The sequence below is a fragment of the Bradyrhizobium sp. sGM-13 genome, assembly GCF_018398875.1.
GTDB lineage: Bacteria > Pseudomonadota > Alphaproteobacteria > Rhizobiales > Xanthobacteraceae > Bradyrhizobium.
Genome location: NZ_JAGWDK010000006.1, coordinates 12,598 through 31,471, shown reverse-complemented (window position 1 = coordinate 31,471; position 18,874 = coordinate 12,598). Strand labels below are relative to the sequence as shown.

At 62.2% G+C, this 18,874-nt stretch carries 17 protein-coding genes and 1 tRNA gene; 8 read left to right on the top strand and 10 right to left on the bottom strand.

Features of this window, described 5'->3' with window-relative positions:
* Nucleotides 1-116: 116 nt before the first annotated feature.
* Entirely contained in the window at nucleotides 117-1,334 is a 1,218-nt protein-coding gene (locus tag KJQ96_RS10725) for a ubiquinone biosynthesis hydroxylase (protein WP_213286604.1), read from the top strand.
* A gap of 70 nt (nucleotides 1,335-1,404) precedes the next feature.
* Here the strand turns inward: KJQ96_RS10725 and KJQ96_RS10720 are convergent, their stop codons facing one another.
* On the bottom strand, nucleotides 1,405-1,602 hold the full coding sequence (locus tag KJQ96_RS10720; protein ID WP_213286603.1) for a Trm112 family protein: 198 nt from the start codon (nucleotides 1,600-1,602) through the stop codon (nucleotides 1,405-1,407).
* Between the two features lie 49 nt (nucleotides 1,603-1,651).
* Entirely contained in the window at nucleotides 1,652-2,188 is a 537-nt protein-coding gene (locus tag KJQ96_RS10715; RefSeq protein ID WP_213286602.1) for a TetR/AcrR family transcriptional regulator, read from the bottom strand.
* Between the two features lie 93 nt (nucleotides 2,189-2,281).
* Between KJQ96_RS10715 and KJQ96_RS10710 the strand changes: the two genes are divergently transcribed.
* From KJQ96_RS10710 to KJQ96_RS10705, 3 genes are all read left to right on the top strand, one after another.
* Nucleotides 2,282-2,632 carry a hypothetical protein gene (locus KJQ96_RS10710; protein ID WP_213286601.1) on the top strand — a complete coding sequence of 117 codons (351 nt, stop codon included), beginning with the start codon at nucleotides 2,282-2,284 and terminating at the stop codon, nucleotides 2,630-2,632.
* Between the two features lie 217 nt (nucleotides 2,633-2,849).
* Entirely contained in the window at nucleotides 2,850-3,206 is a 357-nt protein-coding gene (locus tag KJQ96_RS40160; RefSeq protein ID WP_249733936.1) for an MHYT domain-containing protein, read from the top strand.
* Between the two features lie 17 nt (nucleotides 3,207-3,223).
* The gene (locus KJQ96_RS10705; protein WP_249733934.1) at nucleotides 3,224-5,359 is read left to right on the top strand and encodes an EAL domain-containing protein; all 2,136 of its coding nucleotides are present in this window, start codon (nucleotides 3,224-3,226) and stop codon (nucleotides 5,357-5,359) included.
* 83 nt (nucleotides 5,360-5,442) lie between these two features.
* Here the strand turns inward: KJQ96_RS10705 and KJQ96_RS10700 are convergent, their stop codons facing one another.
* Nucleotides 5,443-6,117, bottom strand: a complete 675-nt coding sequence (locus KJQ96_RS10700; protein WP_213286600.1) for an LON peptidase substrate-binding domain-containing protein — start codon at nucleotides 6,115-6,117, stop codon at nucleotides 5,443-5,445.
* 76 nt (nucleotides 6,118-6,193) lie between these two features.
* Nucleotides 6,194-7,117: a thioredoxin gene (trxA, locus tag KJQ96_RS10695; RefSeq protein ID WP_213286599.1), complete on the bottom strand. Its 924-nt coding sequence runs from the start codon at nucleotides 7,115-7,117 to the stop codon at nucleotides 6,194-6,196.
* 459 nt (nucleotides 7,118-7,576) lie between these two features.
* On the opposite strand from trxA, the gene KJQ96_RS10690 reads away from it, so the two are divergent.
* Nucleotides 7,577-7,651 (top strand) — tRNA-Gly (locus tag KJQ96_RS10690).
* Between the two features lie 113 nt (nucleotides 7,652-7,764).
* Here KJQ96_RS10690 and KJQ96_RS10685 read toward each other — a convergent pair.
* Entirely contained in the window at nucleotides 7,765-10,407 is a 2,643-nt protein-coding gene (locus KJQ96_RS10685; RefSeq protein ID WP_213286598.1) for a DUF2235 domain-containing protein, read from the bottom strand.
* 420 nt (nucleotides 10,408-10,827) lie between these two features.
* On the opposite strand from KJQ96_RS10685, the gene KJQ96_RS10680 reads away from it, so the two are divergent.
* Nucleotides 10,828-12,090: a sorbosone dehydrogenase family protein gene (locus KJQ96_RS10680; protein ID WP_213286597.1), complete on the top strand. Its 1,263-nt coding sequence runs from the start codon at nucleotides 10,828-10,830 to the stop codon at nucleotides 12,088-12,090.
* Between the two features lie 88 nt (nucleotides 12,091-12,178).
* Nucleotides 12,179-12,757, top strand: coding sequence for a cytochrome c (locus tag KJQ96_RS10675; RefSeq protein ID WP_213286596.1), 579 nt, complete (start codon nucleotides 12,179-12,181; stop codon nucleotides 12,755-12,757).
* A 51-nt stretch (nucleotides 12,758-12,808) separates the two neighbouring features.
* On the opposite strand, the gene panE is transcribed toward KJQ96_RS10675, so the two are convergent.
* From panE to KJQ96_RS10660, 3 genes are all read right to left on the bottom strand, one after another.
* Nucleotides 12,809-13,732 (bottom strand): 2-dehydropantoate 2-reductase, encoded by a 924-nt coding sequence (gene panE, locus KJQ96_RS10670; RefSeq protein ID WP_213286595.1) that lies wholly within the window; start codon nucleotides 13,730-13,732, stop codon nucleotides 12,809-12,811.
* A 149-nt stretch (nucleotides 13,733-13,881) separates the two neighbouring features.
* The gene (locus tag KJQ96_RS10665; protein WP_309142395.1) at nucleotides 13,882-14,487 is read right to left on the bottom strand and encodes a 2-hydroxychromene-2-carboxylate isomerase; all 606 of its coding nucleotides are present in this window, start codon (nucleotides 14,485-14,487) and stop codon (nucleotides 13,882-13,884) included.
* Nucleotides 14,488-14,524: 37 nt separating this feature from the next.
* A complete protein-coding gene (locus KJQ96_RS10660; RefSeq protein ID WP_213286593.1) occupies nucleotides 14,525-15,136 on the bottom strand; it encodes a DUF2239 family protein in 612 nt (203 codons plus the stop codon).
* 149 nt (nucleotides 15,137-15,285) lie between these two features.
* On the opposite strand from KJQ96_RS10660, the gene KJQ96_RS10655 reads away from it, so the two are divergent.
* A complete protein-coding gene (locus KJQ96_RS10655; protein ID WP_213286592.1) occupies nucleotides 15,286-15,951 on the top strand; it encodes a glutathione S-transferase family protein in 666 nt (221 codons plus the stop codon).
* Between the two features lie 24 nt (nucleotides 15,952-15,975).
* Here KJQ96_RS10655 and KJQ96_RS10650 read toward each other — a convergent pair whose 3' ends face one another.
* Together KJQ96_RS10650 and ggt are read right to left on the bottom strand one after the other, a co-directional pair.
* Nucleotides 15,976-16,872 (bottom strand): NAD(P)-dependent oxidoreductase, encoded by an 897-nt coding sequence (locus tag KJQ96_RS10650; protein WP_213286591.1) that lies wholly within the window; start codon nucleotides 16,870-16,872, stop codon nucleotides 15,976-15,978.
* A 145-nt stretch (nucleotides 16,873-17,017) separates the two neighbouring features.
* Nucleotides 17,018-18,763, bottom strand: a complete 1,746-nt coding sequence (gene ggt / locus KJQ96_RS10645) for a gamma-glutamyltransferase (RefSeq protein ID WP_213286590.1) — start codon at nucleotides 18,761-18,763, stop codon at nucleotides 17,018-17,020.
* Nucleotides 18,764-18,874: the final 111 nt, after the last annotated feature.

The following is an 18,874-nucleotide window of genomic DNA, read 5'->3' as shown; positions in this document are numbered from 1 at the left end:
GTTCGATACTGCGTATCGCCCCGGAATAACGGCTTAACCTTGTTTCTCAGCCCTGTTTCGCCCAGCTATTATCGGGTAGCAAGTCTGGTCTGAGGGCGTAACCGGGTACGGATCGCATGGCGACACAGCGAAGTATTGTCATCTGCGGCGGCGCCTTTGCCGGGCTGGCGCTGGCGCTGGCGCTCCGCCAGGGCCTTGGCGCCGAGATTCCCGTTGTCGTCGCCGATCCTGCGCTCGGGGTGCGGCCGAGCCGCGACCCACGCGCGACCGCCATTGTGGCGGCCTGCCGGCGGCTTTTCGAGACGCTCGGCGTCTGGAATCAGGTGTCGGATTCGCAAGCCATCCTCGACATGGTCGTTACCGATTCCAGGCTGGATGACGCGACACGCCCGGTATTCCTGACGTTTGCGGGAGATGTCGAACCCGGCGAGCCGTTTGCCCATATGGTCGAGAATCGCCGCCTGATCGACGCGCTGGTGGAGCGCGCCGAAGCCGAAGGCATCGATCTCCGGGCTACCGCCGTTTCGACCTACGATTCACGTTCCGATGGCGTCACCGTGACGCTCGCCGACGGCGGTGTCATCGAGGCAAGCCTGCTGGTCGCCGCCGACGGCGCGCGCTCAAAACTGCGCGAGCGCGCCGGCATCGCCACAAATGGTTGGGACTACGATCAATCCGGCATCGTGGTCACGGTCGGCCATGAGCGGGATCATCACGGCCGCGCCGAAGAGCATTTTCTGCCGGCGGGTCCGTTCGCGATCCTGCCGCTGAGTGGAAAGCGCTCGTCGCTGGTGTGGACCGAGAGCCGCACCGAGGCCGCACGCATCACTGCGCTTGGCGAAGCCGAATTCCACGATGAGCTCGAGAAGCGCTTCGGGCTGCACCTCGGCGAGGTCAAGGCGCTCGACAAGCCGCGCGCGTTTCCGCTCGGCTATTTCGTTGCGCGCTCATTCATCGCCGAGCGGCTGGCACTGGTCGGCGACGCCGCGCATGTGATTCATCCGATCGCGGGGCAGGGGCTCAATATGGGCCTGAGGGACGTCGCGGCGTTGGCCGAAGTCATGGTCGACGCGGCCCGGCTCGGCATCGATCCCGGGCAGGCCGATGTGCTCGACCGCTATCAGCGCTGGCGGCGGTTCGACACTATGGCGATGGGCGTTGCGACCAACTCGCTGAATTTTTTGTTCTCGAACGAATCGACGCTGCTTCGCACTGTGCGGGATATCGGGCTGGGCCTCGTCGATCGTGCGCCGCCGCTGAAAAACTTGTTCATCCGCCAGGCGGCGGGATTGTCGGGCGAGGTGCCGCGGCTGTTGAAGGGCGAGGCTCTGTAGAAGGCGAATGGCGAATAGGGAGTGGCGAAGGGACCATTCGCTATTCACGACTCACCATTCGCCGGCTTCGTCACTCGATCTTCCGCGCCTCTTCCGGCAGCATGATCGGGATGCCATCGCGGATCGGATAGGCGAGCTTGGCGGAACGTGAAATCAATTCCTGCCGGTTCGAATCGAACTCGAGCGGACCCTTGGTCACCGGACAGACCAGGATCTCCAGCAACTTTCGATCGACGGTGACGTCAAGGCGTTCGGGTGGGGCTGTCATTTACTCTCTCCAGATATGCGTAGCCCCTTAGCATCCAAATCGCGGGGTGTCATGACGCTGACATCCGTACCAATTCGTTGACCACGGCCTCTTGTCGTGCCTTCGGCAATGGCTGATCCGACAGCGCAAAGCCGAGAAATGCCCAATACAGGATTTGCGCCCTGGCGCGGGCCACATCCGCCGACAATCCGGATTGCGTCAGAAGACCTTCGACGTAGCCGAGCCGGCGCCGGTCGATCGCCTGCACGGCGGCGCGGGCGGCGGGATCGACGCTCGCCCAGGTGCGGACCGCCCGTTCCAGCATCAGCCGTTCGCCGAACACGCGGCGCAGCAGCAGCGCGAGCGGATTCTCGTCCTTCGAGGCCGCCTCGACATTGGCGATGATCTGCTCGGCCGCGACCTCATGCCAGCGCGCGAGGATGGCGGCGTGGAACGCGCCGATATCGGCAAAATGCCAATAGAAGCTGCCGCGCGACACGCCCATCGTCTTGGCCAAAGGCTCCGCCTTCAGCGCGGTGAAGCCACGGGTTGCCAACGTCTTCAGGCCCTGATCGAGCCAGTCCGTTGCCGATAGTTGATTGCTCATGCTGGGTTCCGCGATCTTACTACCATACACCACTGTATTGACAGGCGCCAGAATGCAGCGCATGCCATACAGCAGTGTATGGAGACGCTATCGATGCGGGATCTCATTTTGCAATGCGCCGGCATCGCCGGCATAGCGGTGGCCCTGATCCATGGCGTGCTCGGGGAAACCAAGGTGTTCGCCAAGGCGACCATTCAGCCCGAAAGCCTGCGCACCCTCATCCGCCTGGTATGGCAGGCGGGCACGGTGGCCTGGATCGGCGGCGGCGTGCTGCTGATTGCCGCGCCCTCGTTTGGATCGGAGAGCGCGCGGCACTGGATCGTCGCAACAACCGTCGCGGTCTACGCCTTTGCCGCCGCCGCCAATGCGTGGTGGTCGCGCGGCCGCGGCTTCGGCTGGAAAGCCCTTGGCGCCGTCGTGGTACTGGCAATTGCGGGATATTAGCCCACGCTCCTGGCAAGTAGCGCTACGTCGCTCGACCTGTTGCGCAATCAATACGGTAGTACGGTAACAAGTTTCCGGTGGTTTTACGGGAATTCGGCCGTTATTGCGCCGATTGCATTTACGGCCCAATAAGCATGCAACTCGGTATTGCACAAAATTAACGGGACGATGCCTGTTGCGCGCTTTCATCGGCAGTATTGACGATGGGGCGCGTAATATGTTCCGCGTTTTTAATTGCCTTATTGCCGAGCACGATTGGCGGCTTGTTCTGCTCGCTGGTTTGGTCTGCCTCGTTTCCAGCACCGTTGCCGTCAACATCTTTCATCGCGCAATTGCTTCACAGGCCCGAACGCGGCTGATCTGGATTGCAATTGCCGGCGCTGCGATCGGATACGGAATCTGGGCGACGCATTTCGTCGCAATGCTCGCTTACGAGCCTGGCGTATCAACCGACTACGGCCTCGTCCTGACGGCGCTGTCGCTTGCCGCAGCGATGATACTGACATCCAGTGGCTTTGGACTTGCTGTCAGGATTCCGGACGGTGGCGCGCGGCAGCCGGCGGTGCCGTCATAGGCGCAGGCATTGCGAGCATGCATTATCTCGGCATGTGGGCGCTCGAAGTGCCGGGCTACGTAACCTGGTCGCTCGACCTCGTGCTTGTCTCGATCGGCCTCGGCATATTCTTCAGTTCTGCCGCGCTGGCGATTGCGCTTGGCCATAAGGAAAACTGGGGCACGCTGGCAGCGGCGCTCATGCTGACGCTTGCAATTGTCTCGCATCATTTCACCGCCATGGGCGCGGTGCAGATCGTTCCCGACCCGACGCAGACGTCCCACACGCTGTCGCTCTCTCCCGGCTTCCTTGCCCTGGCGATCGCCGGCGTGGCTTTATCGGTGCTCGGAATGAGCCTGATTGGCGTGTTGGCGGATCGCCGCCTCGCCAGCCGCACCAGCCAATTCGAGGAAATAATCAACCAGCTTTCGGTCGCCCGGCAGCAGGTCGAACGCTCCCAGCGAGAACTGCAAGAACAGAAGCTCAGGCTGGACACAGCCATTAATCACATGGGTGAGGGCCTCTGCATGTTCGATGCAGAAAAGCGGCTCGTCGTCTGCAATGCCCGCTATGCCGAAATGTACAGGCTGCCGCCGGAACTGCTGAGAGCGGGGACACCGCACCGCGAGATCATCCAGCATCGCATCGCCACCGGTATCCTCAAGGGCGAGGCTGCGCAGCAATTAGTCTCGACCATTAACGCCCTGCCGGTGAACGCAACCGCAAGCCGCATTGACGAGTTTGCCGATGGCCGGCTGATCTGCGTGACCCGACAGCCAATGGCAGGCGGCGGGTGGGTGGCGACGCACCTCGACGTCACCGAGCAGCGGCGCTCCGAAGCCCGGATCATCCATATGGCCCAGCATGACGCGCTGACTGACCTGCCAAATCGTGTGCGGCTGAGAGTGCGCATGGAGCATGCGCTTGCAATCATCCGCGAGGGCGGATCCGGTCTTGCCGTCTTGATGCTCGATCTCGATCGCTTCAAGGAAGTCAACGACACGCTCGGTCATCCTACAGGTGACAAGCTGCTGCAAGCCGTCGCCGCGCGGCTGCTCGAATGCATCCGCGATACGGCCCTGATTGCACGGCTGGGCGGCGACGAGTTCGCCGTTATCGACTACGTGACTAATCCCGTCGTCGAAGCCACGGCCCTCGCCGAGAAAATCAGCCACGCGCTCTGCGAACCTTTCGATCTCGGCGACCATCGGGTGACCATCGGCACCAGCATCGGCATTGCTATCGCGCCGCGCGACGGAACAAGCCCTGACGAGATCCTGAAGAGCGCAGATCTCGCGCTCTATTCCGCCAAGAGTGGCGGACGCGGCGCATTCCGCTTCTTCGAGCCCGAGCTGGACCAGCTCATGCGTGCCCGGCGCAACCTGGAGCGCGATATGCGTGATGCGCTTGCCAAGGGTGAATTCGAGCTCCACTACCAGCCGATTGTCAATGTTGCGAGCGGAGAACCCAGCGGCTTTGAGGCGCTGTTGCGCTGGCATCATCCTCAGCGCGGCCTGGTCATGCCTGCCGATTTTATCCCGCTTGCGGAAGAAACAGGCTTGATCGTGCCTCTCGGAGAATGGGTGCTGAAGGCCGCCTGTGCCGAGGCGGCCAAATGGCCCACCGATCTGCGGATCGCAGTAAACCTGTCACCCGCTCAATTCAGAAGCAAAGAGCTGGTTTCGATCATCGTGGCGGCGCTCGCGAATTCGGGAATTGCGCCACAAAGACTTGAGCTCGAGGTCACCGAGACGGTCACCATGCATGACAGCGAGGCTGTGTTCGCTGCGCTCGATCAGTTGCACAAGTTGGGTGTGCGAATAGCCCTTGACGATTTTGGGACCGGCTATTCATCACTAAGCCTCCTTCAGAGGTTTCCATTCGACAAGATCAAGATCGATCGCAGCTTCGTCAACGCATTGTCGGATGCAAAGGAGGAATCGCGCCTGATTGCCCGCGCGGTGGTTCGATTTGCGGTCAATCTCGGCAGGACGACAACGGCCGAAGGAGTCGAAACCGAGGAACAGCTCGAAATCCTTCATGCGGAGGCATGCACCGAAATGCAGGGCTATTATCTTGGCCGACCAATGACTGGCGCCAGCGTTCTGTCGATGGTGCGCCCCCAGGCTCAACCGGCGCGACGGCGCAAGAGTGCTCGGAGCATGGCGCACTGAAGGGGAGTCAAGCAGGGTACATGTGGATTAGCGGCGCACAGGCATCGCAACGCGCCTGAACCGCTTCGGCGAGTGGCTTGCATCTACTGCAGCCCGGTGTCGCCGCTGGTGCGCTTCTTGGCGAGGTCCATTTCGGTCACCGCAATCAGGATCTCGGCGCGGGTTTTCAGGTCCGGCGCCTCCAGCATCGCCTGCTTCTCCGCCGGACCATACGGCGACATCATCGCGAGCGCGTTGACCAGCGCCTCGTTCGGCGCGCTCTCGATACCTTCCCAATCCACCTTCAAATTGTTGGCTTTTAGAAAATCGTTCAGCACGTCGAGCAACGCCGTGCGGTCGACTTCCTCCTCGCCTTTGCGCGCGACGAAATCGTCGGCATAGGGGAAGAAGTCCACCTTGCATTGCCGGTACGTCGTCAGTGCTGCGATTTCCTCGACCACCTTGAAGCGCGCGACCCCGGTCAATTCGAGGATGTAGCGGCCGTCGCCGGATTCGGCGAGCTGGGTAATGCGGCCGACGCAGCCGACCTGGAACAGCACCGGCCTTGTCTCGTCCCTGGAGTGGGAAATGTCCGGCTGGATCATCCCGATCAGCCGGTGGCCGTCGCGCAGCGCGTCGTCCACCATAGCCAGATAGCGCGGCTCGAAAATATTGAGCGGCATCTGGCCGCGCGGCAGCAACAGCGCGCCCGGCAACGGAAATACCGGAATGACTTCGGGAAGCTCGCCGGGTCCGCGGTATTCGGCATTGATCGGCATCTGCAGTCCCGGTCAGTTCGTTGGTTCGGTGGGTGTTCTTTTCACAAAACCATGGTCCAAACGTGCGGAATACGTCCTACGAGAATAGGATCGTCGACAGCCGCTTGCGTCCCTCGACGGTTGCCTCGTCGGTGCCGCCCCACGCCTCGAAGAACTGCACGAGCTGCTTGCGCGCGCCGTCGTCGTTCCACTTACGATCGCGCTTGACGATTTCCAGCAACTGGTTGGTCGCCTCGTTACGCTTGCCGAGCGCATTGAGCGCCGTCGCCAAGTCGAATCGCGCCTGATGGTCGAGCGGGTTTGCGGCGACCTTCTGTTCGAGCTCGGTCACCGGGCCGACTGACTGCGCCTGCTCGGCGAGATCGATCGAGGCCTGCACCGCCTTGACGGCGGCATCATTGCGCTTCGATTCCGGCACCATCGCGAGGGTCTGCTTGGCTTGTTCGACGGCGCCCGTCGTCACGTAGCACTTCGCCAGTCCCGCCAGTGCGGCGATATTGGTGGCATCGAAACCGAGTATCTCGGCATAAATCTGTGCTGCGGCGGCCGGATCGCCTTCCGCCAGCACGGCCTCAGCCTCTTTCAGGATTTCCGCAATGTTCGGCTCACCCGGCGCCGTCATGCCCTTGGTGAGCTTGTCGATGAAGGCGTTGACCTGGCTCTCCGGCACCGCGCCCATGAAACCGTCGGCGGGTTGGCCGCCCACGAACGCGATCACCGCCGGGATCGACTGAATACCCATCTGGCCCGGAATGGCCGGATGCTCGTCGATATTCATCTTGACCAGTTTGACCTTACCCTTGGCGGCCCGAACCGCCTTTTCCAGCACCGGCGTGAGCTGACGGCAGGGGCCGCACCAGGGCGCCCAGAAGTCGATCAGCACCGGCTGGCGCTTCGATTCCTCGATGACATCCTTCACGAAGGTCTGGGTAGTCGTCTCCTTGATCAGATCGGGTACTGCCTGCGGTGCCGGGCCGCCGCCCTGCTCAACTATCGTCACGGTATCCTCGCCTGATGTCTCGAGAAGGAACGCAGAATATCGGCTGCGGGTCGGGCTGCTTCTAGCACGGTCCGGAACCAAGTTCTCGTTCGCTAGATGGCGCCTTGGCCGCAAAAATCAATCGGTCCGGGCGTCGCCGCCTTCTGCAAGCTGTGCTGACCGTGGGACATTCGGCGAATGTAGGGTGCAACCGCCGCTCCGGCCGGCGTTCCGAACCGTCCGGGTGGCCCGGGGCCATTGGCTCCCGCGAATCGGGCTATCGCGCCCTGACAGGTGATTCTGGGTTCCCCGCAGCCCGATAGTTCCGTTTTGCTGTTGTTTCGGACCGATTCGAGCCTATTTAGTCAAAGAAATCGGATTATCCGGAAAAGCTTCGGACCGTGCGCGGACTGTTGCATTCGCAGCCCGCATTTGGCATAGGTCTGCCGTTGACGGCGAGCGATCGCCGCCATCTCGGATGCGGGTGTAGCTCAGTGGTAGAGCACGACCTTGCCAAGGTCGGGGTCGAGGGTTCGAGCCCCTTCGCCCGCTCCAGATTTCTAAAATCAGCAAACACTGGATCCAAACGACAGGCCGCCATTTGGCGGCCTTTCGTTTACCGCCGGCAACGGGTGCGCCTCCGGCGGCGGCATCTCCTGACGGGTGGTTCACCGCGGGATGCGATAGACCCAGATCCGGGCCTTTCCCGAATTCACGTTGCGAAACAGACCTGGGAAGACGCCGCTGACCGGCTGGTTCAGATAGACGAACAACTGCCCGTCGCGGGTCGCTCTGAATTTCTCGTCAAGACGGCCGTTCACTGGCTCGCCATCAATGAAGTTCTCCTCATTGCCGGTCTCGCCGTAGCGGAGGATAACGTGGCCAAAGGGCCGGTCGAGCGTTCGCTTGAGCGGGTAAGCTGCCGCCAGCAAAGCGAATCGGCCCAGCGGAACGGTCGGATCGGTCATTACACCGTTCTTCTTCCAGTTGGGCAGGAACGCGCGGAGCGGCATTCCACCCGGGCCGGAAGGCGCGCCGAGAAATGACCAGTCGCCACCCTTTTCCAGAATGAACTGATAATGTCCGCGCCGCTCGAGCATGACGCCAACAGGCGTGCAAAGGTCGGCGGTGTTGAATGCGGCCAGGTCGACCCCCCGGCACGCCGCCGACGTGCAGGTGCCAGGGAAGCTGCCGTCGGGCGCGCGCTTGCACAGCTTCATATCATCGGGGTCGCACACCTCCAGCGTGATTGGCTTTTCCGCTGGCTGGCAGAAGTGGCCAAGGCTGTCGCGAATGTTGAAAAGATAGTGGCTGGCGAAAGCGATGCCGCCGACCAGGAAGAAAACTGCAAAGAATGCAGGCGCGACCTTGAGTTTGATGTTGGTGAGCAATCGCCGGTAGGCGTCCTTCAGTCTGAAGCGCGCGATCGTCCTGTCGGGGAGCAACATGGTGACCAGGACGGCAAAGGCGAAGAACTGGAAATAGGGGTGGGTGATCCGGTCGATGAAGGTCTGCGGCGAGGCAGACAGCTTTGGCAAGCTGTAGCCGGTCCAGCCCGGTAGCGGATAGAGCGCGACAAAGAGCAGGCCAGCCAGCACCACCATTTGCGATGTGCTCAGGCCGATCCTTGGTTTGGATTCGCCCCGGTGCAACTCGATCTTTGCAAGGCTCACCCGCCACGCGCGGCGCATCTGATCGGTGATTCGGTCCTTAAGGCTGGCGCTCAACCATAGCAGCAGCGCAACAAGACTGGCGCAAAGCACAAACCAGAGCGGCTCCCTCGCATAGGCATTGATCCAGCGTGAGGCCGCGCCCGGCAAGGCGAGTCCGACCATCCGAATGAGATCGGAAAGCGGCCGCAGCGGCGTGGTGAATTCGGCGGCCGCCGGCGCGGTGGATGTAAGCGGATAGGTCAGCAAATAGAGCGACGCGATGACGGTCAGGAAATAGATGATGCGTCGCCGCCAGATCGAACTTCCGACGACGTGCTCCTGGGTGAGCTCACGCTGACGGGCGGAGGCCGGACTCTCATACTTCGGTCTGCCCGGCGGGACGGTCAGCTTGTCCGGGGTGACGATCCTCTCGTCATAGGTCAATACTTCATAGACCGGTGGCAGTGCGACCGGCGCATAGAGATGCGCATCGACGGAGATCCGGTCGAATACACTTTCGTGGATCTTGGGCATTGCGATCTTCACGCAATCGCGCTTGTCGTCAGAAAATTTCGTATCCGACAGCGCGGCCACGCTCCGTGGCCCGTAGCGGTAGTAGCCGCCGAGCCCATTGCGGGAATCGTAGATGCGGCCGTCCTTGTCCTGGGTCGATTTCACCCGCGTAAATGCGTCGGGATCGGCTCCCGGCGCCGCCTTCAAGGTAAGGCCGCGGCTGCGCGCCTCTGATAGCATCCAGGTCAGCGACACATGGGCGAGCGAGTCGTCCGGATATCCACCGCCCACGTTGGAATGCACGCCGGCGAACCAGACCTGAGTGATCCGTTCCGAACTGGTCTTCCGGGTACCGGTGACAACGGTCTCCGGACTCTCGTCCCACAGCAGCGGATGAAACGTGGTGCGCTCATCGTCGAGCGAGAGCGCATGGCAGGCCTTTCGCACCAGTGGATGAAGCTGCCGGTCCGGCAGTTCGAGCGGCCAGAGATAGCGGCTCACGCCGCGAGTCATTTCGTCGATGGGCAGGCCGTAAGCGGCGACGGTATCCCAAAGGCCGAGGAAGGCGATGTGATCGACCGGGCGCTCGTTCTTGTCGTGCTTGGCTGACACGAACAGGTTACGCAGCTTTCGAAAAGCCCATTCGACTTGAAACCGCGACTTGAACGTCTCTGCCCGGTACGCCCGGTAGGCCGCCGCGACCTTTCGATCGAGTTCTTCTTCGGTCTGGTACTTCACCAGGCCCTGTTCGCAGATCAGACCGTTCACCACGCGGATGGTGAAGGCCCCCCGGCTGAACCCGAATGCAAAGATGTCGTCGCTCTGCCAGGGACCGTATCTCTCCTCGCGACCCTCGGCCTTTGCAGCGGCAGCCTCGAGCGCCAGATAGTCCAGATGCGAGCGATAGTTGCGGCAGGCAAACTTGTAGATATCGAGCACGTTCCGCTTCAGGCCGAAGCCGAAGGCGCCGCCCAGGATCGCGAACGGCTTGAAGGACGAGGTGCCGACCCCGTCGTCATAGAACGCAATCTGTTGCGAACTCGTCAGGTCCAGCGATTCGAACACACGCCAGACGTTCGTCCGCCAGACCTTGCCGGCGGAATTGCCGGTGCCGTCCGAGAGCAGAATGATCCGCTTGTTGGCCATACGGACGCTCGCTCAAACCCGGGCGAGGGGAGACAGACGTCGAGGGATATGCCGAATAGTTTCTCAGGGTTTGATCCACTCCTGTATGAAATGGACCACAATTGCGCTGTTCGTTTATCAACTGGGTGACAGCGCAAGGGGTCCGCTTGATATGGAACGCCGCCCACTCGTGCGCCTTGCGCGTATCAGCTCGACGCGGATATTGCGATGCAGCGGGGCGCAAGAGCGGTTGAACGCGCGGCTTGGCAATCCGTCTCACAATTTGTCTTGATCGTACTGGGCCGCGCGGCGCGCGCTTCTCTGCCGCAATTGATGTGCTACCATTTTTCGGTCTGCCACACTTCACCAGACCAAATTCGCCTCTCGAAGTCCAAAATAACAAACAGGCGCGGCCCATCCGGCCGCATAGGGAGTGACGTGATGAAAGCGGCTTTCAATCGATCTATTCTTACGCTCGCAGCCATTCTCGTTGTCGCGGGGGCCAGCCAGGCTCCCGCGCAACAGAAGGCTCTGAAGAAATACGAGTCCGGCACCAAGGACTTCTGGAATAATCCGCCGCCGGACTGGTTCCTCGGCGATGAGACCGAACAACAAAAGGGCCTCGCTCCGCCGTCAGGGCCGCCGACCGGCGCCTCGGACGCAGAACTGGCGGTTCTGATGAAGAAGATCAAGCTGCCCGACGGCTTCAAGATCGAAGTTTATGCGTCTGGCGTATTGTCCGCGCGGCAGATGGCCTGGGGCGACAAGGGCACCCTGTTCGTCGGCTCGTTCGACCTCGGCAATGTCTATGCGATCAAGGACAATGGCGGCAAGAAAGAGGTCAAGACCATTCTCAAGGGCCTCAAGATGCCGACCGGCCTCGCCTTTCTCGATGGCGCGCTCTACGTCATCGCGGTCGACAAGCTGATCAAATACGAAAACGCCGAGGCCAATCTCGACAACCTCGGCGCCGGCAAGGTGGTGTATGACGACATGCCGTCCTACATCGCCCATGGTTGGAAATACATCACCGTCGACAAGGATGGCTGGTTCTACCTGCCGTTCGGTCCTCCCTTCAACATCGGCATTCCGCCGACCAGCGTTTCGCAAATACGCCGCGTCGATCCCAAGACCGGCAATGCCGAAATCTGGGCGCTTGGCGTCCGCAACAGCGTCGGCGGCGACATCGATCCACGCAGCGGGCGATACTGGTTTACCGAGAACGCCCGCGACTGGATCAGTGACGACATGCCGAGCGACAAGCTCAACATGATCTCCAGGATCGGCGAGCATTTCGGCTATCCCTATTGCCACCAGGGCGATATGCCGGACCCGAAATTCGCGATGGGCCACAAGTGTTCGGAATTCACGCCGCCCGTCGTCAATCTGGGCGCGCACGTCGCGCCGCTGGGCATGAAGTTCTATACCGGCGATCAATTCCCGGCCGAGTACAAGAACAACATTCTGATCGCCGAACACGGCTCCTGGAATCGGCATAAATACCAGGGCGCCCGGATCAAGCGCGTCATCGTCGATGCCGACGGCAAGAACGCTAAATCCGAGATATTTGCCTCTGGCTGGCTCGAAGGCGACCAGGGCTATCTCGGCCGGCCGAACGATATCTTGCTAGACAAGGACGGTTCGATCCTCGTGGCCGACGACTGGGCCGGTGCGATCTATCGCATCAGCTACACCAAGAAGTAGGATTTGAGCTGGCAGAGGCTGTGGTTTGCTTGGGGAACGGGTGGCCGCAGCCTTTGCTGTTTGGTGCACAGGGCGGAGAGTAGTTGAAATGCGAAGTGCATTGATGGGGTTGCTGGCGCTCGTTATTTGCGTGCCGCTCGCCCGCGCCGCCGATATCGCCGCCGGCAAGGCGAAAGCCGAGCTGTGCGTCGGTTGTCATGGCGAGGGCGGCATTTCGCAGATCGAGAACATTCCTTCGCTGGCGGCGCAGCCTGATCAATTCATTCAGTGGCAACTCGTGTTCTTTCGTGCCGGCACCCGCAAGAACGAGCAGATGCAGCCGATCGTCGAACAGCTCAATAATGAGGATATTCGCAATCTCGGCGCCTACTACGCCTCGCTCGAACCGCCGAAAGCGCCCAAGCCCGACGAAAACCCCGATCTCTCCAAAAAGGGCGCGCAGGCGGCCGCTGGCCGGCGCTGCGCGTCATGTCACACCGATAACTACGCCGGCACCAAGGGGGTCGCCCGCGTCGCCGGCCAGCGCGAGGAATACCTGGTCAAAGCGCTGCGCGAGTACAAATCGGGAGTGCGATCCGGCGGCGCGATGGCTGCGATGACGGACGTCGCCTATTCCCTCAGCGAGGAAGAGATCGAGGCACTGGCGCATTATCTCGCGCATCTCTGAGTGGCTCGTCGTCCCTGCGAACGCACGGACGACCGAGATAAAGTCGGATGACTACGCTGAGCGCTGCTTCTCATATGCTTTAAGATGCGTATAGGCGATGCGCAGCTTCGGCACCGGAATCTTCGCCGCGTCGGCGCGTGCGACGAGATCGCCGATCACATGGTCGGCTTCCACCGGCAGTCCCGCCTTGATATCGCGGAACATCGAGGCGGTCATTGGCGAGCCCTCGGTGGTCAGCAGGCCGCTGGTACGCTGGAAGAATGGTCCCGTCGGCTCGTAGCCTGAAGCCTTTGCAATCGCGCTGCATTCATCGAGCATGCCGAGCAGAAAATCCTTGCCGCCGGCGACTGCCAGGATGTTGCCGACTGAGGTGCGCATCAGGCAGGTGGAGGCTGCGAGCGAAGCAAGGAAAACCCACTTCTCCCACATGTCCTGCATGATGTGTTCGCTGGCCGCGGCGCCGAACTTGCCGCTGTCGAATACTTTTGCAATCGCACGCACCCGCTCCGACATCGAGCCGTCGCGCTCGCCAATATTTAGCGATTGCATCGGCGCGAGCTGGACCACCTCGCGGGCCTCGTTGAGCGTCACCGCGATCGCGCAGAGACCGCCGAGCACGCGGTCGGCCCCGAATTTCTTGTCCAGCACGTTGAGGTGCAGCATGCCGTTGAGCAGCGGGATGATTGCGGATTGCGGCCCGATCGCAGGAGCAAAAGATTTGATCGCATCCTCCAGGTCGAACGCCTTGCAGCTCAACAGCACGACGTCGAATGTCTCGGAGAGTTTGTCGGCCTGCACGGTCGGCGGGTTCTCGAGCGTCACGTCGCCGGCGGGGCTCTTGATGACGAGACCGGCGCTTGCGAGTTCGGATGCGCGCTTCGGCCGGACCAGGAACGTCACGTCGTTTCCTGCCTGAAGCAGCCTGCCGCCGAAATAGCCGCCGATGGCGCCGGCCCCGACCACGAGAATACGCATGGATCAACTTTCCTTATTGTTGATTTTGGAACCGGCGAATAGCGAGTAGCGAATGGCGAGTAGGAAGGTGCCGGCTGCAATCTACTCCCAACTATTCGCTATTCGCTACTCACCATTCGCTTGCCTACCATGTGGTCTGATCTGGGCAGCTACTTCCCCGAAATCATTTCCTCGACTTCGCGAAGCTGCTCCTTGCCGAAGAACATTTCCTTGCCCACGAAGAACGTCGGAGAGCCGAACGCGCCACGGTCGACCGCGTTTTGCGTATTCTCGATCAGCCTGGCCTTTACATCCGCATCCTGCGATCGCGCCAGCAGCTTGGCAGCATCTAGGCCGGACAAGGTCAGCGCCTTGGCTGCGACTTCGGGATCATCCATCTTCTTTGGCTCGACCCACATGTGGTGGAAGGCAGCATCGACATATTTCTCGAACACGCCCTCGAACTGGGCTGCCACCGCCGCGCGCATCAGGTTCAGCGTGTTGACCGGGAAGAACGGGTTCCAGACGTAGGGCTTGACCCCAAAGCGCTTCACGAAGCGTTCGGTTTCCAGCGCGTGGAATTCGCGCTTGTTCTTGATGCCGGCGAGCGTTTCGGCAGGCGACTTGTTGTTGGTGGCCTTGAAGATGCCGCCGAGCAGGATCGGCACGTACTCGAACCTGACGCCGGTACGTTTTTCGATCGCCGGAATCGCTTCATGGCTGAGGAAGGCGTTGGGGCTGCCGAAATCGAACAGGAATTGCGGATTTGAGCTCACGGCAGTCTCCTTATGTTTTGGCGCATTGTGACCGCGCCTATGGCTCGGCGCGATCGCTGAAGGCGAGCTTGACGACGTGGTCGCGGATATCGTCGGGCCAGCCGGCGACGAGAGCGACGAAGCGCCGCCGGTCATCGGCGAACAACGCCCGCGAGGCTTCCTCGAAGCCGGCGAGATTGCCGGCCATCACCGACATGAAGCGATAGGCGGCGTCCCTTGCTGCGCGGGCGCGATCCGCATCGCCATTGGCGCGGCGCGCCTCGTCGACGAGCTTGCGCAACGCCACCGACGCGCCGCCGGGCTGCGCCCCGAGCCATTCCCAATGGCGCGGCAACAGCGTCACCTCGCGCGCGACCACGCCGAGCTTGGGCCGCCCCCGTCCGCGCGGCTCAGTCGCCGCAGCAGCCTCGTCGGCCTCGACTTCCGGAGGCGAGGCCAGTTGCGGCAGGCGGGCAATAACGTCGCCCTCGGTCCCGCGAAGGTCGAGATCGATCGGTTGGCCAGTCGCGTCGTTGAATATGATGATCGGCAGCACGGCAGGCCTGCGGGAAGCCTGCATGACCGCCAGCGCGACCTCGGCGAGCGGACCGGCCGCCAGGCGTTGCGGGCCGATGAAGGCTGTGAACAGGGGGCGAGACGGGTCAGCCATTGGAGATACTCTGGATCTTCAGTGCGCTATATTTACCCGGATAAATTTAGAGTCAATATCCCCCGGATAAAATATGACCTGGCTCGGGCCGTCTCGACTTTCCATCCCCCGGCTGGCACCAACGCCACGCCAACTCCAGGGGGGACGCCATGCTGACGGTTCATCATCTCAACAACTCACGCTCCCAGCGCGTGCTCTGGCTTCTCGAAGAGCTCGGCGTCGCTTACGAGATCGTCCGCTATCAGCGCCAGCCGGACATGCGCGCGCCGAAGGAACTGCGCGCCATTCACCCGCTCGGCAAATCGCCCGTCATCACCGACAACGGCAATACGATCGCCGAGTCCGGAGCGATATGCGAATACATCGTCGGCACCTACGGCAACGGCCGCCTGATCCCGCCGCCGAACACGCCTGAGCGGCTGCGCTACACCTATTGGCTGCACTATGCGGAAGGCTCCGCGATGTCGCCGCTGCTTTTGAAGCTGCTGTTCACGCTGATGCCGAAGCGCGCGCCTGCGCTGCTGCGGCCGCTGGTGCGCAAGGTCTCTAACACGGCGCTGACTACCCTGGTTAATCCGCAGCTCAAGCAGCACATGGATTACTGGGAGAGCGAGCTTGGCAAGAGCGAATGGTTCGCCGGCAATGAATTCACCGCCGCCGATATCCAGATGAGCTTTCCCCTGGAAGCCGCCGCGGCGCGCGGCGGGCTGGAGCAGGGCCATCCCAAAGCCATGGCGTTTCTCGAACGCATCCACGCGCGGCCGGCCTATGCGCGCGCGCTGGAGAAGGGCGGGCCGTATGTGGTCGGGCGGTGACATCTCCTCGTCATTGTTGTCAGCCTAGCGCGACGTCTGCGCGGCGCCGACCGAGGGCAGCGCCTGCACCGAGACGCCGGGCGGCGGCACGTCGTCGTCGGGGACGAAGAAATCCGACATCAGCGGCACGGACCGATCCACGCGGTAGCGCTCGAAATCCCTGACGCCGGAGGCGTACAGCACCTTGTCGTCGATGCAGAACTGTCCGGTGAATTCCCGCGCCGGCCTGGTCAGGATCGCGTGCGCGGCGTCGCCCATGATCTCGGGCGTGCGGCTGGCGCGCATCATCGCTTCGCCACCGAGCAGGTTGCCGACCGCGGCAGTGGCGATGGTGGTGCGCGGCCATAGCGCGTTGACGGCGACGCCGGCAGATTTCAACTCACCCGACAAGCCCAGCACGCACATGCTCATGCCGAACTTCGCCATCGTGTAGGCGGTGGAATGCTCGAACCATTTCGCCTTCATGTCGAGCGGCGGCGACAGCATCAAGATGTGCGGGTTTTCCGCCTTCTTCAGATGCGGAATGCAGTATTTCGACACCATGAACGTGCCGCGGGTGTTGATTCCCATCATCAGGTCGAACCGCTTCATGTCGGTTGCTTGCGAGTTGGTCAGGCTGATGGCGCTGGCGTTGTTGACGCAGATATCGATGCCGCCGAATTCGGCGACGGTCTGCTCGATCGCCGCCATCACCTGCGCCTCGTCGCGGATATCGCACAGCACCGGCAGCGCCTTGCCGCCGGCGGCGCTAATTTCTTCCGCCGCGGTGTAGATCGTGCCCTTGAGTTTCGGATGCGGCTCGGCGGTCTTCGCCGCAATCGCGATATTGGCACCGTCACGCGCGGCGCGAAGCGCGATCGCCAGCCCAATGCCGCGACTGGCGCCGGAGATGAACAACGTCTTGCCTTTGAGGGATGTCATCTGAAAATCTCCTGCGAAGGAAGCATACTACGTGAGGGACGCATACTGCCCGGGCTCCCGCAAGGGGGAGTGAACCCATCCGCCAGTGCCTCCCTTAAAAGCCAGCGTCCCTCATGTGTGCACATCGGTTCCTGCCGTATCGTTCTTAATGCCCCACTGCCGCCGCCCCTCTCGTCCGCGGATCGGGGGCGCCGAGCAGGCCGTCGGGCGTGACCGCGATCGAATTGGCCGAGGTCTGGCCGAGCGGCTCGATCACCTGATGGCCCTTCTCCTTTAGCGCATCCAACGTTTCCTGCGGAAAACCGCGCTCCACGCGCACCACGTCCGGCATCCATTGATGGTGCAGCCGGGGTGCGGCCACGGCGGTGGCGACGTCCATCTTGTAATCGAGCACGTTGACCACGACCTGCAGCACGGCTGAAATGATGCGGCTGCCGCCCGGCGAACCCGTCACCAGCACCGGCTTGCCGTCCTTCAGCACGATCGTGGGCGACATCGACGACAGCGGCCTTTTGCCTGGGCCCGGCAAATTGGCCTCGAAGCCGACCAGGCCGAACGCGTTCGCCGCGCCGGGTGCTGCGGTGAAGTCGTCGAGTTCGTTGTTAAGCAGCACGCCGGTGCCATCGGCGACGAGGCCGACGCCATAGGAAAAATTCAGCGTATAGGTGTTGCTGACGGCATTGCCGCCGGCATCAACGACGGAATAATGCGTGGTATTGCTGCCCTCGCGCGGCAAGCTCGCGGATAACGCCTCGGCGGGCGTAGCGCGCGCAATGTCGATGCTGGCGCGTTGCTTCGCCGCGTAATCCTTCGCGATCAGGATATTCGCCGGCGCATTGACGAAGGCGGGATCGCCGAGATAGCGCGCCCGGTCGGCGTAAGCGCGCTTCATGGCCTCGATCATGACATGCAATGAGGGCGCCGAGCCCTGCTTCATGTCCGCCATCGCAAACCCTTCGAGAATGTTCAGCGCCTCCAGGAGCACCGTGCCGCCGGACGAGGGCAGCGGCATCGACACGATCTCGTAGCCGCGATAACTGCCGCGCACGGGACCGCGGATCACCGCCTCGTAGGATTTGAGATCGTCCGCCGTCATGATGCCGCCGGCATCGCGGACGGCTTTTGCCAGCCGTTCGGCGACCGGCCCTTGGTAAAATCCACGCGGTCCCTGCTCGGCAATCGCCGACAGCGTTGCCGCGAGATCGGCCTGAACCAGACGGTCGCCCTCCCGCAGCGCCGTGCCGTCGTCACGGGAGAACGCCTTGGCCGGGTTCGGCCAGCGCGCCATCCGGCGATACATGTCCGGTAGCGTGTCGGCGGTGTCGTCGGCGATCACGAAACCGTCTCGTGCGAGCTCGATGGCGGGCTTGAGGATTTGCGCGAGCGTGAAGCGGCCGGAGCCGTATTTCTCCAGCGCCAGTGCCAGTCCGGCCACCGTGCCGGGCACGCCGATACCAAGCGCGGAATTGCGCGACTTGTCGGTATCGGGCTTGCCGTCCGGTCCCAGAAAGATATCGCGCGTGGTCGCGGCCGGTGCGGTCTCGCGATAGTCGATGGCGACGTCTTCATTGCGCTCGGCTGAATGGATCACCATGAAGCCGCCGCCGCCGATGTTCCCGGCGCGCGGATAGGTGACGGCAAGCGCAAAGCCGGTGGCGACTGCGGCATCAACCGCGTTGCCACCCTGCCGGAGGATATCGGCGCCGACTTCCGCCGCGATCCTTTCCTGGGCGACCACCATGCCGTGTTCGGCTGGAATGGAGCGAACGGCGGAGAGGTCGAGGGACGAATGGAAGCCTCGCCGATCCTGCGCAAAGGCGGTCGTGCCGCAGGCGAATGCCAGCACGATTGCGGCAATCGCCTTGCGCCGGCTGATCTGAAAGATTGTCATCGAAAATCCGCCGCAGTTTGAGCCTGTGTGGCGCGTGGGCAACAGCGCCAGCGTTGGTGACGCATGCTATATGGGTTCGGTTTCGGCACGCAAAACGCTTCGCGAGACTTT